At 55.3% G+C, this 14437-nt stretch carries 10 protein-coding genes and 3 pseudogenes; 7 read left to right on the forward strand and 6 right to left on the reverse strand.

The annotated features are described in order from the left end of the window. Positions 1–102 precede the first annotated feature (102 nt). On the reverse strand, positions 103–831 hold the full coding sequence (locus OSC10802_RS0102360) for a phycocyanobilin:ferredoxin oxidoreductase (RefSeq protein WP_017715183.1): 729 nt from the start codon (positions 829–831) through the stop codon (positions 103–105). A gap of 463 nt (positions 832–1294) precedes the next feature. Beyond that, complete coding sequence (gene glgB / locus OSC10802_RS0102365; RefSeq protein ID WP_017715184.1) at positions 1295–3610, reverse strand: 1,4-alpha-glucan branching enzyme; 2316 nt, start codon at positions 3608–3610, stop codon at positions 1295–1297. A 1020-nt stretch (positions 3611–4630) separates the two neighbouring features. Here glgB and OSC10802_RS38370 point away from each other — a divergent pair. Together OSC10802_RS38370 and OSC10802_RS0102380 are read left to right on the forward strand one after the other, a co-directional pair. Continuing rightward, positions 4631–5026 carry a PadR family transcriptional regulator gene (locus OSC10802_RS38370; protein ID WP_017715186.1) on the forward strand — a complete coding sequence of 132 codons (396 nt, stop codon included), beginning with the start codon at positions 4631–4633 and terminating at the stop codon, positions 5024–5026. A gap of 254 nt (positions 5027–5280) precedes the next feature. Next, entirely contained in the window at positions 5281–5814 is a 534-nt protein-coding gene (locus OSC10802_RS0102380) for a cofactor assembly of complex C subunit B (RefSeq protein WP_017715187.1), read from the forward strand. Between the two features lie 401 nt (positions 5815–6215). On the opposite strand, the gene OSC10802_RS45705 is transcribed toward OSC10802_RS0102380, so the two are convergent. Continuing rightward, positions 6216–6533: a DUF3155 domain-containing protein gene (locus OSC10802_RS45705; RefSeq protein WP_071593262.1), complete on the reverse strand. Its 318-nt coding sequence runs from the start codon at positions 6531–6533 to the stop codon at positions 6216–6218. Between the two features lie 400 nt (positions 6534–6933). On the opposite strand from OSC10802_RS45705, the pseudogene OSC10802_RS47325 reads away from it, so the two are divergent. The 4 genes and pseudogenes from OSC10802_RS47325 to OSC10802_RS0102415 all read left to right on the forward strand — a co-directional run. Then, positions 6934–7559: pseudogene (locus OSC10802_RS47325) on the forward strand (IS607 family transposase); the annotation flags it as partial. Further along, positions 7543–7587: pseudogene (locus OSC10802_RS56930) on the forward strand (hypothetical protein); the annotation flags it as partial. The pseudogenes OSC10802_RS47325 and OSC10802_RS56930, both read left to right, overlap by 17 nt. 438 nt (positions 7588–8025) lie before the next feature. Further along, a pseudogene (locus OSC10802_RS56290) lies at positions 8026–8661 on the forward strand (zinc ribbon domain-containing protein). A gap of 222 nt (positions 8662–8883) precedes the next feature. Beyond that, complete coding sequence (locus OSC10802_RS0102415; protein WP_017715192.1) at positions 8884–10311, forward strand: GAF domain-containing sensor histidine kinase; 1428 nt, start codon at positions 8884–8886, stop codon at positions 10309–10311. Positions 10312–10742: 431 nt separating this feature from the next. Here the strand turns inward: OSC10802_RS0102415 and OSC10802_RS0102420 are convergent, their stop codons facing one another. Both OSC10802_RS0102420 and OSC10802_RS55390 read right to left on the reverse strand, forming a co-directional pair. Then, positions 10743–12014 (reverse strand): S-layer homology domain-containing protein, encoded by a 1272-nt coding sequence (locus OSC10802_RS0102420; protein ID WP_026098099.1) that lies wholly within the window; start codon positions 12012–12014, stop codon positions 10743–10745. A gap of 286 nt (positions 12015–12300) precedes the next feature. Next, positions 12301–12435, reverse strand: a complete 135-nt coding sequence (locus tag OSC10802_RS55390; RefSeq protein WP_255349110.1) for a hypothetical protein — start codon at positions 12433–12435, stop codon at positions 12301–12303. 126 nt (positions 12436–12561) lie between these two features. On the opposite strand from OSC10802_RS55390, the gene OSC10802_RS0102425 reads away from it, so the two are divergent. Next, on the forward strand, positions 12562–12777 hold the full coding sequence (locus OSC10802_RS0102425; protein ID WP_017715194.1) for a hypothetical protein: 216 nt from the start codon (positions 12562–12564) through the stop codon (positions 12775–12777). 411 nt (positions 12778–13188) lie between these two features. Here the strand turns inward: OSC10802_RS0102425 and OSC10802_RS0102430 are convergent, their stop codons facing one another. Then, positions 13189–13725 carry a cyclic nucleotide-binding domain-containing protein gene (locus OSC10802_RS0102430; RefSeq protein WP_017715195.1) on the reverse strand — a complete coding sequence of 179 codons (537 nt, stop codon included), beginning with the start codon at positions 13723–13725 and terminating at the stop codon, positions 13189–13191. Between the last annotated feature and the right edge of the window lie 712 nt (positions 13726–14437).

Raw genomic sequence — 14437 nt, forward strand, 5'->3', positions numbered from 1 at the left:
TGTTGCTAACTTGAAAATAGGGGTGGGGCGCATGGGGCATGGGGCGTGGGGCACCGGCGTGAGATTTTCATGCGCTCCTGACCAACCACCAGCCACTAATCACTAATCCGCGCAATCAAACAGCACCGTCGTCATGTAATGCTCAGCCCATTCCGGGCCAAAAGCTTTTTCCAGCACCCGGCGAGTCTTGTCGTTCTTCTGCTGCTTGGTGCAGTAGTAGCGCTGACCCGCTATTACCTGAATAGCTTCCTCCCCAGAAACCGGCTGGCTTTTCAGCGCCTGCTGAACGTGAATTTCCAGATACGACTCCACCCGGGATAAAAACAGAGAGTCTTCCTCGCTGCTGTTCGGTCGCACAAACAGGCAAAATTCCGAAAAGATATCCGCCCATTCCGGGAGGGGGCGGGGCTGCGAAAAATTGACCGCACCCAGCGCCGCCAGCTCCTGCTGGTACGCCACCGGCAAATACTTGTCAGCGCTCACCGGCGACAGATCCACAATCGCCGCACTCATTTGTCCCTTCCCCGCCACCAGATCCGTACCGAACATTGGCAGAGCGTAGTTGGCGCGGGGAAACATCACGCAGTGCAAGATATCCAGCGTCGCCCCCACCCGCGCCAGTTCCAAGTGCAGCTTGCGGAACTGGGGAGTCTGGTAGCAGCGATTTTCAATCCTCAGCCTTTCTCCCTCCAGACGCCCCTCCACATACCCCAACTCAGGCGGCATTGGGTAAGGTGCCAAATCCAAATAGCGTTCCCAGATTGCCTCAATCCGATTCGCTAACTGGCGGATCAGCGGATGCTGTTGCTCACGCAAGGAGGAAATTGACATTAATGACACGTTTGGAAGCCGTCCTGAATCACGCTACGCGACAACATCTATCTTACCCGAAGCCGCTCTCCCCGAAGCGCTACCGAATTAGAGATTCCCCGCACGAAAAGCGCGGCGCGCCGGCAGCATCCCCTCGCTCCCCTCCTGCCGGGGCTGCTGCCAAACGATCGAGGCTTTGAAGGCAGAGCCTCCTTTCTCCAACAAACAGCATTATTAGCCTAAGAGCTTGCCGCACTTTAGCTGATTGGCCGCCAATTCCCTATCACAAAAAAACCAACCTGTCAATAAAATAAGTGAGCGAACCCAGTTTCTTCAAGGAACCGGGGTTGTGGCATCAGGGCGTTCGGGAGAAAAGAGAAGCTGGCCCGCCCCAACCTCCCAGAGATGGAGAATGGCCGCAAGAGTCAGGTTCGGCGAACCCCTGACTCGCTTCCCTCCCTGAGTGCCGGTGGGGCGCGCTAGCTTAGGGCTCCTCAACGGAGGCCGCACGCAGCGCCAGCGCCGTCTTCTCGCGGTCGAGCTTGAACACCAGCACGCCCAGGGGCGGCAAGCACAAGTCCAGGGAGTAAGGTTTGTTGTGGAACCACCACTCGTCGGCCCACTTGCCGCCGAGATTGCCCATATTGCTGCCGCCGTACTTGCTGGCGTCGCTGTTAAACAGCTCAGTGTAGAATCCGAATTCCGGCACCCCGATGCGGTAGTGGCTGTGGGGCTGGGGCGTGAAATTGCAGACGACGACAAGGTAGTTATCTGGATCTTTATCGAGGCGCATGAACGAAACCACACTGTGCCGGTTGTCGCTGCAGTCAATCCACTCAAACCCGTCGTAACCGCCATCCTGGGTGTAGAGTGCCGGTTCGCTGCGATACATCTGGTTCAAGTCCTTGAAGAACTGCAGCATATTTTTGTGGTCGTCATACTGGTGCAGGTGCCACTCCAAGTCCGCCCAGGCATTCCACTCGCTCCACTGGGCAAACTCCATCCCCATAAAGATAGTCTTCTTGCCCGGGTGGGTGAACATAAAAGTGGAGAGGGCGCGGAGATTGGCAAACTTCTGCCAGCGGTCCCCCGGCATCTTGCCAATCATTGGGCTCTTGCCGTGCACCACCTCATCGTGAGACAGGGCCAGCATGAAGTTTTCGCTGGGGTGATACCACATGGCGAACGTGACGTTGTTCTGGTGGAACTGGCGGAACCAGGGGTCGAGGTGGAAATAGTCCAGGATGTCGTGCATCCACCCCATATCCCACTTGAAGTTAAAGCCCAACCCGCCCACATAGGTAGGCCAAGTCACCATTGGCCAAGAGGTAGACTCTTCCGCAATCGTGAGAATGCCGGGGAAGTAGCTGAACAGGACGTGATTCGTCTGGCGCAGGAAGTCAGCCCCTTCGATGTTTTCGCAGCCCCCGTACTGGTTGGCCACCCACTCCCCATCCGGGCGGCAGTAGTTGAGGTAGATGATGCTGGCCACAGCGTCCACCCGCACGCCGTCGATGTGGTACTTGTCGAACCAGAACAGGGCGTTGGCGACCAGGAAGTTGCGGACTTCGTTGCGACCGTAGTTGAAGACCAGAGTGCCCCAGCCTTTGTGCTCGCCCTTGCGGGGGTCGGCGTGCTCGTACAGGTGGGTGCCGTCAAAGAAGGCCAATCCGTGGCCGTCTTTGGGGAAGTGGCCGGGAACCCAGTCCACGATCACGCCAATGCCGTTGGCGTGACACTGGTCCACGAAATACATGAAGTCTTGGGGGGTGCCGAAGCGCGAGGTGGGGGCGTAAAAGCCGGTCACCTGATAGCCCCAGGAGCCGTCAAACGGGTGTTCTGCGATCGGCAGCAGTTCGATGTGGGTGAAGCCCAGGTCTTTGACGTAGGGAATCAGCTTGTCCGCGAGCTCCCGGTAGGTGAGGAAGCGCGCACCGGGTCGCAGTTCTGAGGCGATCACCACCGGCTCCTCTGTTCCGTCAGGCAGGAAGGCCGGTTCAGCGGAGGAGGCGTGCAGCCAGGAGCCCAAGTGGCATTCGTAAACCGAAATCGGCTGCTTGAGGCTGTCGGTGTGACGCCGGCGCTCCATCCACTCGTCATCGTTCCAGGTGTGGGTGTTCAGGTCCGTGACGATCGAGGCGGTTTTGGGCCGGACTTCTTGCTGGAAGCCGTAGGGGTCGGATTTTTCGTAGATGTGGCCTTCCCCGTTTTTTATTTCGTATTTGTAGTGATCTCCAACACCCACTGCGGGGATAAACAGTTCCCAAACGCCGCTGCCCCGTTTGGCCATTTGGTGTTTCCGACCGTCCCAGCTGTTGAAATCCCCCAGTACGGAAACGTTGCGGGCGCTGGGTGCCCAAACGGCAAAGTATACGCCTTTGACACCATCTACTTCCATCAGGTGAGCGCCTAATTTTTCGTAGATGCGGTGATGGTTGCCTTCCGCGAACAGGTGAAAGTCAAACTCCGTCAGCTTCGGTGAGCGGAAGGCGTAAGGGTCGTAGATGACGCGCTCGTGCTCTCCTTCTTTGAGGCGCAGCTGGTAGTTGGCCAGTTCTGGCGTCTCGATGACGCACTCAAAGAAGTGGGGGTGATGCACCGATTGCATCGGGTATTCTTTCCGCTTTTCCGGGAGCACCACCCACACGGCATCAGCGGTAGGCTGGTAAGCTCGCACCACCCAGCTGGTTCCTTTACCATTCTGCTCTAGGCTATGGGGCCCGAGGACTTCAAACGGGTCTTGATGCTGGTTCCAAACAATGCGGTTAACCTGATCCGGGGCGATGGTCGTCGTGGACATATACTTACCTAACCTAAAGGGGTTCGCAGGCGTGTTTGAAAGCGCTCTTTGGCAGCGCCGGCATGTTGTGCTCATGGGGAGGCAGCGGGCGCGATCACTTGCGGGACTTGCGCCCTCTGCTGCTTTTGGCCAAGTTTTCCTGACCGCCTGCAGTATCTCATCTCAAGGGGCCGGTTGCCACCGGACGTCCGCTTTCTCGACGACCCGCAGCTCCTGCAACAAAATTCAACAATCAGCAATGAACTTTTATAAACCGTAGCAAAATCTTTCCCAAAGTCCAAAGAATTTGTCGGGATTTCTGCCTGAGGGCAGACAGGAGCCGCCGGCCCGGAATCTTCCCTCTGGCCTGAAACGACTGCCCGTGGGGGCACGCTCCCCAGCTGAACACTGTCTTTGGTGTTTTTGCCCAGCTCTCCCCGAACCGGAAGGCGGCGAGGGTGCCGGCATTGAAAATAAGCTTATTTTACTGGGATGGCAGGCCGGTTTGGATCGCCGGCCCTCTTGGCAAAGGCTCCGAGCCCGAAGGCAACCCCAAAACCCTTGAGTGCAGTTTGTCGGAGGAGGCTGCCCCCCCCACACCCTCTGGCGCTCGCCGTTTCTAGGGAACGCCTGCCCCACCCAACGCAGGCACCGGCCCTCATCATCTCCTCTCCGGCAGATTAATCTGAATAAATATTCCAGCGGGAAAGATTAGCAACGCCCCCGCGCCAAACCGCCAAAACGCCCAAATTTCTTTCTGGCCGGCTGCCGGCTCACTGGCAGTCCAAATTGCAACTTAATATTTTTTTAAATAGTGAGCAACCGGATTTTGAGAGAAAAGCCCTGCGGTCGCCTTGGGGAACGCTAGGGAACTGCCGGTGGCGCGGGAGGCCGGTTTTTCTCTCCCCCCTGCCCTGCCCCAGACCCCCCCGCTTCCCACCCCCGAACGGCTGCAATGGAAGCTCCTGAAGCAGCTGCGCCTATTTTCAAAAGAGGTGGACTACACTGAAGTGGTGACAGGGGTATTCGTGAGTCAGACACATGAAAATTGACGACATCTATCAATTTTTTCAAGACCCCCCTCCCATCTATCTGAACAAGGAACTCACCGTGTGCTACATCCTTTCCGTCTTGTTGCGGGGAGATTCCTGCGGGACAGAACTGATCCAGCGACTGGAGCGGGAATACCCACTTTACCGGCTCTCTGACACTGTCCTCTACAGCGCTCTCAAATTCCTGGAGGACCAGCAGGCGATCCGGGGTTACTGGAAAAAAGTTGAGGGGCGCGGACGCCCCCGCCGCATGTATCTCGTTCACGAGCACTGGCAGTCGCAGGCTGAGGATTTAGCCCGTCTTTGGCAGGAGTATATCGCCCGGCGCAACCTCACACCCCAACCCGGACACAGTGAGCGACCGGCCAGTGAGCTCGCGGAGTAGTGGCTGCCGGTGCGGGCGCGGTGCGGTAAACTGTCCCACCCCCAACCTCCCCGGGGGCCACCGGCAGCCCCTCGGCTGTTACGCATTTAATTTTTTATTCTAGCAGACGGGTGGAGAGTCGAAAGTGTTATAGGAAGAGGAATTTACGCTTATCCGCTTGCCGGTATGAAGCAAATTAAATGCGCCGCACTCGCGGCCTGGCATGTCGCCGCGCTTTATTGTAAACTTATGTAAACTACCTGACATCAATTGAGATGAATTCTTCGATTCTCTCATCAACATTCCTGCTGACCCTACTCCTGGCAGCCGGCCTATTTTTCTTCATTCGGGCTTCCGTCAAAGACAGGACCTGCGAAGAAAAATTCATTTCCGAGCAAGAAGAAGAATCCCTTCTCACCCAGCTGCAGCAGTATTTCTCCGGGCGCGCCTACCGAGTGGCCGCAGTCGATGCCGCCCAAAACCAAGTCACGTTTGAAGGGTATGTGCAGCCTTCCTGGTTTCTGGCCATTTTCCTAACCCTGCTGGCCGCCACCGGCACCCTCTGTCTGGCGCTGGTTTTAGCTATCCTTTTCCCGCAACTGGCGAGCGTCTTTCTGGGGCTGCTTGTCCTGGCACCGGCAGCTGGACTGTTTTACTGGCAGAGAGCCGGTCGTCCCGAGAAAGTTTCGCTCAAGGTGGAAACGCTCACCAGTCAGGAGAACCGGCAGCACAGTCTGATTGCAGTAACAGCGCATCGCGATGAGATCGCCGAGCTAAAGCGGGCTTTTGCCTTGAAGCCCTGGGAATAGCTCGCACCGAAAATAGAACAGCCGGGACCGCACATGTACGGTCCCGGCGGGCAGGCGCGTACCTGCCCCAGAACCGATTTAATTTGGCGCGCCGCTTTTCAGGCGTGCCGGCTCCCAAAAGGGAGCGACCGCCCTCACCCCCACCGCGTGGGGTTGTAGCTCCCGGGCCACGAAGCCGAAGGCACAGCAGCCAGCCGGGACGCAACACGCCTTTTGCAGATTTATAGAGTTCTGCCGCTTATCCTATTGTTCTATGAATCAAACAGATTGAATCAAAGGGAGCGAGCTGGACTCAAGCCCGCCCGCACCGCACCCAAAGCTGAGTGCGGGTGAGTGAGCTTGAGCCCAGATCCTGCTTCCCTTGCAGCGCTGCCCGAGGCAACGTGCCGGTGGGCGCGATTTCAGCGAGCAGTCGCTGCAATCGCAGTATTCGCTGTAGTGTTCTCCAGCATTTTCAGGCTGGGGAACAGGAAATGGTTTTCTTCAACATACTGCGCCCCAAACAGACCCTTTTCTGCCCAGAAGTACCGGTCAGTGGTATGTTCGTTCCGTTTGACAAGCAGCAAAGCTGGTGGGAGAATGCCCTCGGCGTGGATAAACTTTCGAGCGGCTGTAACGGGTTTATCCTCGCCACTTTCGATACTATATTGAGGCACATGCTCCAGAATGCGACGCCCTTCCTGGCGACGGCGGCTCTTACGCTTACGTCTCCTGGCCAACCTCTTTACCTCCTCTTTCAGCCGACGGGTGTAGTGTTAGTAACAAAAACCGTCGCTAGTATATCGATTCTGGCACAAAAATTCAACTTGTCTTAATTTTTTGACACGAAGCCTGGAATGCAGGCGCGACAAGGCTTAGAGGGGAGTTGCCCACCCTTGGTGTTGCGGGAGAAGGGAAAGTATTTACAAAAATATGAATATCTTAACAAAACTCAAAAAAGAAGGAGCGGCAGGTGTCGGGGGGGGTCAGGCCCGGCGAGGGCACCGGCCCTGGAAACAGGCGCGACAATCGCAGCCCCTCTCTGGAAGGATGAAAGAAGAGGGAGCAAAATTTAATCGCAGAATTTGGGCAAAGCGGAATAATGTGATATAATAGCGGCAAAGTTCGAGGACAGTCCTATTGACGAAATATGTCAAACCCAAAGAAGCGGCGGAAATCCAAGGAGTGCACGAGCTCTCCCGGATGCCGGTGGGAGGGAGATGGGCGGATTGAAGCCATCTGAACCCCATCGCGACAGCGCCGAACCCCATCGCGACAGCGCCGCCACAACATCGAGTCCTACGTCGCCCAATCTGGCGGGGACAGAAGAAAAGTGGTCGTCTGCGCCAGAGTCAGCGGTCGGGCTGCCTGGCCCGACCTCAACCGGCAGGTCGCAGCCCTCAGTAGCCTCTACCCGTAAGCCGAAATGCTCCAAAGGAGCCGCTACGCTAACGTCTCTGAAATCGGTGGCGGGCTCAACTTCAAGCGAAAAAAGCTGCAAGCCCTACTGGAACAAATTCTGTCAGGAAATGTCCGACTGGTTGGCGTTACCCAGAAAGACAGATTGGCAAGAAAAGGCTTTGACCTGTTTCGGTGGCTCTGCGAGCAAAACGGGTGCTTGCCTCGTGGTTCTCAATGACGCAGGTTTCACTCGATAGTGAGAAATGGCTGAGGACATCCTTGCCATCCTCCACTGTTTTAGCTCCAGGCTCTGCGGAATCCGAACTTATAAATCTCAGGTCAAAGAAGATGCGGGTTTACCCAAATTCGGAACTCAATAAAACCTGGAGAAAATGGCTCGCAGCCTGCCGGTATGGCTACAGCCAGGCCATCGCTTTGCAGCAGAGTGGCAAGCGACTGAGCAAGCTAAAATTACGAAACGAAATCATGCAGGGCGACTTGCCCCAGTGGGTGAAGGAAACGCCCTGCCACATCCGGCAAAATGCGATTTTTGACGCTTACTTAGCTTTTATTGCGAGCAAAGACGCTAAGTTTATAAGCTGCCGCGACACCTCTGGGTCTATCAAATTTAATGACGCTAATTTCTCTCAGGGAACCTGGTATCCGAAGTTAACTAAGGGGCTTTCTTTTACCGCTGCTGAGCCAATTCCTACTTCTTGCGCCCAAGGAACCCAGCTAGTTTTTGCCAAGGGAAGGTGGTTTGCTGTTTTCCCCGAACCCGCACAAGTCAACCCCACCAAAGCGAATGGTCTAATTGCATTAGATCCCGGCGTGAGGACTTTCCTGACGGGCTTTGATGGGTGTAAGTTCCTGGAGTTCGGGAACGGAGACATTGGGCGCATCACTAGACTGTGCCAGCATTTAGATGATTTGGTCAGCCGAACTGCAAAAGAACCTAGCAAGAAGCGGCGGCGAAGCATGAGGCGCGCCGCTCAGAGGATGCGAGTCAAAATTCGAGACTTGATAGATGAAGCCCACAAGCAGGTCGCACACTACCTAACTCGCAATTATCGTTTGATTTTTCTGCCTACTTCCCTTGACTTCCGACATGGTTGCCTTTGGTATTGCGAAAAATCAAATCCAAAACGACGAGAGCGATGCTGACATGGGCGCACTATCGGTTCAAGATGACCTTAAAGCATCAGGCTGAACTGACAGGAACCACCGTTTTGGATGTGACAGAAGAATTCACCAGCAAGACCTGCACTCGCTGTGGCCATGTCCACACCCGGTTAGGTGGCTCCAAAGTTTTCCACTGTCCCAGTTGCGGGCTTATGCTATTGCGGGACTGGAATGGCGCTTTCGGGATCTTCCTGAAAGCTTTGCGGGATACCGCCTAAGCACGTCTTTGACGGCGATAGTGCTATCGTAGCATTGTCCCGGGATGCCCGGAACAATGTCGCGTAAATGTATCAGAAAAGAAGAACAATTGAGGAGAAAGGAAAATGGGAACTTGGGACTTGGGGGAGGCCGGCCCACAAGCCCTCACCGGCAGACCGGCACAGAGGCCACAAGCGTCCGCCCAAACCCTCACCTGAACGCCCCTTTGATGCGGAGCGCTCTCCCGTTTGCCCCCGGAGCGTCCGGAAAATCTCCCCCGATAACCGCGTTAAACAACCCATTGAACGCATGTTGAGCCCTGCCAGTTCAGAATTTGTTGCCCTTTGCCGGTCGCAGGTGGCGCTGTTAACTCAAGCACTGAGAGCTTCCTTGAGCGTGGTCTACTTGGCACAAGAGCTCCAAGAAGGGGCGGAAGCCAAATTAATCCCGATTGTGGCCTACCCTGAAACAGCTGCAGTGTGGGAGGACACTCACCCCCTGGCGCTCGTCCCCTCTACCGAAGTCAGCGCCATCGCCCCCATCCCCCGGTTACTCCAGGCAGCCCCCCCAGCCATGCCGCCGGCCCGGCCAAAGCAGGACTCCCGGACGCCTTCCTTGGGCTCAGACGCCCAGGCAGCGCCAGACAAAGACTGGGATGAAAATTCCTGGCCGCAACAGGGCCAAATCGTCTTGCCGCTAATCCATGAGGGGGTGGTGATGGGATTGCTCGTCACCAGCAGGGAAGACCAACCCTGGAATGAGCGGGAAATCGCTCAAATCGAGCGGATTGCCCACACCCTCACCCTGGCGTATATCTTAGACAAACGCTCTCAGTGGCTCGAGCAAAAATATCGCCAGCAGCAGCTGCTGCAAGCGCAGCAGCAGGACTTGCTCGATAACCTGCTGCACCAGCTGCGCAATCCCCTCACGGCACTGCGGACCTTTGGCAAATTGCTGCTCAGACGCTTGCTGCCAAAAGACGCCAACCGCGATATTGCCAACAGCATCATTCGGGAGAGCGATCGCCTGCAAGAGCTGCTGCTCCAGATGGAGCGGGCCACCGACCCGGACGCCGGCGAGCCCGCACTCCCACCGGCTCCAAGAGCGGCAGACCGGCAGCCGCCCGCCGGCGGATCCGTGCCCCTGCTGCCGGCATCCCCCCTGGAATCTCACGCCGTGGCGGAAGTGCTGCAACCCCTGCTGCTGTCAGCGGCAGCCATTGCCGGTGAGCGCCAGCTAACCCTCAAAGCCGACATCCCCCCCGACTTGCCGCCGGTGCTTTGCCACCCCAAAGCGCTGCTGGAAGTCTTGAGCAATCTGACTGACAACGCCTTGAAATACACCCGAGCCGGTGGCCAGATTTACATCCGGGCGGGGGACCGGCAAAAGGCAAAAGCAGCAGGCGAGCTTCCCCCAACGGGGGACAACTTTTCTCCCTCGCCTCACCCTTCCGAAATGATGGCCATTGCCATCAGCGACACCGGCCCCGGCATTCCCCCCCAGGATTTGCAGCGCCTCTTCCAGCGGCACTATCGCGGCGTGCAAGCGCAAACAGAAATTCCCGGCACCGGCTTGGGTTTGGCTATTGCCAAAGACCTCCTCGAACAGATGCAGGGCGAAATTGAGGTATTTAGCCCAGCCCTTAGCCGCTGGCTGCCCACTGACACCCCCCAGGTTCCAGCAACTGGGCCCGGAACCACCTTTGTCGTCTGGCTGCCGGTGGCGCGGCAATCTTAACCAGGGGCGCGGCACCGGCAGTCCTGCCATCAACAAACACCTGTACAGACATAAAAAAACCAGATTTCTTTAAGAAACCTGGTTTTTCGCTGCTACTATGTTATGCTTAATAAGGTCTACCTATCTATAGCAGTAGTCATATGGGTTAGGACAATAAGAGCTTCGGGAGCAGGGGAGCAAGGGAGGCCGAAATGTACGTTTTCTAAATGCCTACTGCTATATAGAGGTAGGGGGGGCGTCCCGCCCCCCCTGAAGGTCTAATGTCCTAATCTAAGTGGCTACTGCTATATCAGTTATAGCAATAGACAGTCAGTTTAGGACACTGGGATATTAAGTATAGGCGTAGGGCAGGCGTTCCCTCCTAGCCCTTAAGGTCTCTGGGACAGGCGAGACGCCTGTCCTACGTCCTAACCTAAGTGGCTGCTGCTATACTACCGGCTCAGTACCAAATCAGAGCGCAACGTCAGATTCAAATCCGTATTGGGATTGACAGAAATCAGCTCTACTTTATCGCGACCTTGAAAGACTCCGATCAGGGTGAGCACAGTGCCAAGACCGGCACCCAGCAAGACTTCTTCCGTAGCGATCGCTCTGTCGCCGGTGATCGCCGCAATCGCAGCTGCCGCCGCCGCACCCAAGGCAGCATTCTTCAACACTTTGCCGGCATTAATCCCCTTGGTGATAGATTCAGTTTTTGTCACCCCCGCCGAATTGGCACTGATTGGCACCCGCACCCCATTCGGCAGCACCAGTTCCTTCGCCACAAACTGGGCACCTTTTTGCCCGCTTTGTAGCGATTGCAGTTCCCCAAGAATCTCGCTTCCTGCGGGGATGGCAACCGTGCTGCCAACTAGAATATTTTCAGCAACAGTTAGGGTAACGGGTACGGGTTTGGGTTCGTTAGGAGCGACTAAAATCTTCTCGGCTTTATCGTACTTAACTGGAATAAAAGTTCCCGCTCGAACAGTGATTTGATTGTTAGTCGGGGGCGGTGTTGCAACGCCAGCGACAATGTAAGGGGAGGAGAGAGCGGTTGCTTCTCCAGCGCTGACCAAAGCTTGGTAGATAAATGCCGCCACATCCGCTCGGGTGGCGATTTGGTTGGGATTGAGCACTCTGACATTGGGGTAGCTCACTACAATCTGGTTTTCTGTCGCTGCAGCGATGCTATTTCGAGCGTAGTCCGGGATGGAATAAGCGTCACTGTAGACTTGCAAAACGTTTTCAGTGGAGCCGGTGGGGGTGTAGTTTAGCCCGTTCGACAGCGCCACCAAGACTTGCACCCGTGGAATATTCTGGCTGGGGTTGAAGACATTTCCGGGATACCCGCTCATGAATCCCTTTTGATAGGCATCCTGAATCGCTGTGTGCGCCCAGTAGTTTGACGGTACGTCCGCAAATCTAACAGGATTGCGGCTGGCCGGTTTATTGAAGGCATTGCGCACCATTGCGGCAAACTGCGCTCTAGTCACCGGCTCGTTGGGGCGGAAGGTGCCATCTGGAAATCCTTTGATAATATCTCGCGCCGCCAGAGCTTCAATAAATCCTTTCGCCCAGTGGTCGGACTGGACATCAGAAAAAGTTACTTGGGCAAATGCAGGTGCCGGTGCCACAATTGGTGCCACCATCGGTGCGGCTGCACCGGCAATCATTCCTAGGGCTATTAATGTAGCTGTTCCAGACTGCCATCGGTTTGCGGTCATTTAACTTGCTCTCCTAGACAATAGACGGCTGTTAGTAGAAGCACAGCCTGTTTGGCTTTGGCTGGTTCTACAGACCCGCTAACTCACAAAATGTTCCCAACGTCAAGTCTTTTTTTTATAGCAGCAGTCATATTGGTTAGAACAATAGAAGCTTCGGGAGCTCTGGAGCAAGGGAGGCCGGAATGTAGGTTTCCTAAATGCTTACTGCTATATAGACGTAGGGCAGGCGTCCCGCCCCCCCTGAAGGTCTAATGTTCTAACCTAAGTGCATACTGCTATATCTAACTCAAATCCTGGGATTTTTCTGAGTGGGCAGCTGAAGGATGTTGAAGTTTTTTAAGGTTTCAAGACGCAGCGCCGCTCGCACGCCCGTTTCATGCCAGGAAGTGTGGGATTGCAGTGGCGAGAGTTCCCCAGCCACAGCTGCGAGCTGAATGCGGCAGGGATCTGGTGCCAGTGGATGGATTTTAGATGCCCGGATTTTGGATTAAAAACCCGGGCATCAAGGGGTTTTCGGCGTCCGGAAAAAATACTGTAGCGGTTCTAAATGATTTGTGAGACTTGCGAGGGGCCAGAAACCCGGTTTCTTTTAGAAACCGGGTTTCTATCTTCTCACAACTCGAAGAGAAACAGCTGTATCTATCTCAACTTTGTAGAAAATTCCGGTGTGGGGGCGAGTTCTGGCGAAATATCTGCGCTGTGGGGGCGGGGCAAGTCCGACATATCTGCCGGTGGCAAAGGATATCTGCACACCCGCCGCTAGAGGATATCCATCAGCCCCGCCGCTCTTGGCGGGGCAAGTCCGAGATATGCGCGCGGCAACAAAGATTGTTTGCTTGTCCGGACCCTAGTGGGGGTGAGAGGATATTGATAAAGAAAAAGCGATGGTCACAACAAACCGGGTTTCTTATGGTAGGCAAGCAGAAAGAACTCAGCCCTCCTAGAGAAGAAGCCCGGTTGCTGACCCTACTGAGGCTTAACAGTTACTTTAGAAACACCCGATGAGAGGCAGCGCCGGAGTGTGGGCGCTCGAAGAGATAAGCGCGGAGGTCGGAAAGGGGGAAAAATGAATATCTTTCATCCTAGTTGACTCTTCCTTCTTCCTTCTAGAAAGAAGGTCAAACCGGACGGAAAACCCACTGCGCCGGCTGCGGGACACCGGGCTGCAGCGGCGCTACAAACCGTTCTTCAGCCGTCTGAGCAGCCAGTCAAATCTAGCGCTTGCCAAGGCGGCATTGCTGGTGAGAGCGGATTCGTCCCCGTCCACCTGTGCGAGATCTTCGATGTTTTTGCCGTAGCCTAGCTGGGTGACTGTACCCCGGAGCCGGTGGGAGAGAAACATGGCAACCGCGCGATAAAACCGGCTGGCAAAGCCGGTATCCTGACGCAGTTTTTCAGCCAATTGCGAGCGAGGAACGGAAAGCACCAGGGAGTCTTCTACAGCTGTAACCGTTGCCGAAGGGGGGCGGGAATCGAGGAAGGACATTTCTCCGAGCACGTCGCCGCAACTTAATAGGGCGATCGGCTGGTCGTTGAGGGCTGAAACAGAAACGGTCAGGGTTCCATCCAGCACGAGGTACAGCCTGTCGATAGGCTGGCCCTCACGGATGAGTGTGGTGCCGGCGGCAATTTCCTCTCTCGCACCCTTTGCCAGTATCCAGTCGATGTCATCGTCACTCAATTCTCCAAAGATGTATAAAATTTTTATCATGGCTGACCCGTTACAGAAGGCTGTTTGCCGTGTTTAGCGCTTAATTTTTATATTCGCTTATATTGCGCAAGGCTTGCTTGTTTGAGCTACCCGCACCGCCGCCTGCTTTTATTTGTGGGGCTGTCCTGATTTCGGGCTGGGCACTGCCACACCGGCTGCTGGACTTGGCCTGCGAAAGCTGGTCTGCTGGACGCCCAGTTGCGCCCCCACACAATTGCCCTGAGAAAATATCCGTTTAATTGCTTTAATTAATTTTTACGGGAGGCGGCGCGAAACAGGGGTGCGCTGCCGTGCTGGATTACAATTGGCCGGGGCGACCGCCCTCGCCCCTCTTGATAAATTGTAAGTATTTAAGCCAAATTTATATTATCCCTCTTCTGTCAAACCGGGGTGAGAGCCCCATCTGTCGTTGCCTGAAATGACGCAAATTCGTCGAATTCCCTCAAAGTGACAAAAGAGGGTTATAGCGCTAGCTACTAAGGTTAGGACATTAGAGCTTGAGGTGAAAGGGAACGCCTGCCCTACGCCTGTCCTACGAATATCAGGCGTAAGACAGGCGTCTCGCCTGTCCTTTGTGTTCTAATCTAAGTGAATACTGCTATATTTTAATGTTATAGCAGTATGCACTTAGGTTAGAACATTAGACCTTCAGGGGGGGCGGGACGCCTGCCCTACGTCTATATAGCAGTAAGCATTTAGGAAACATACATTT

The organism is Kamptonema formosum PCC 10802 (genome assembly GCF_000332335.1).
Lineage (GTDB): Bacteria > Cyanobacteriota > Cyanobacteriia > Cyanobacteriales > Oscillatoriaceae > Oscillatoria.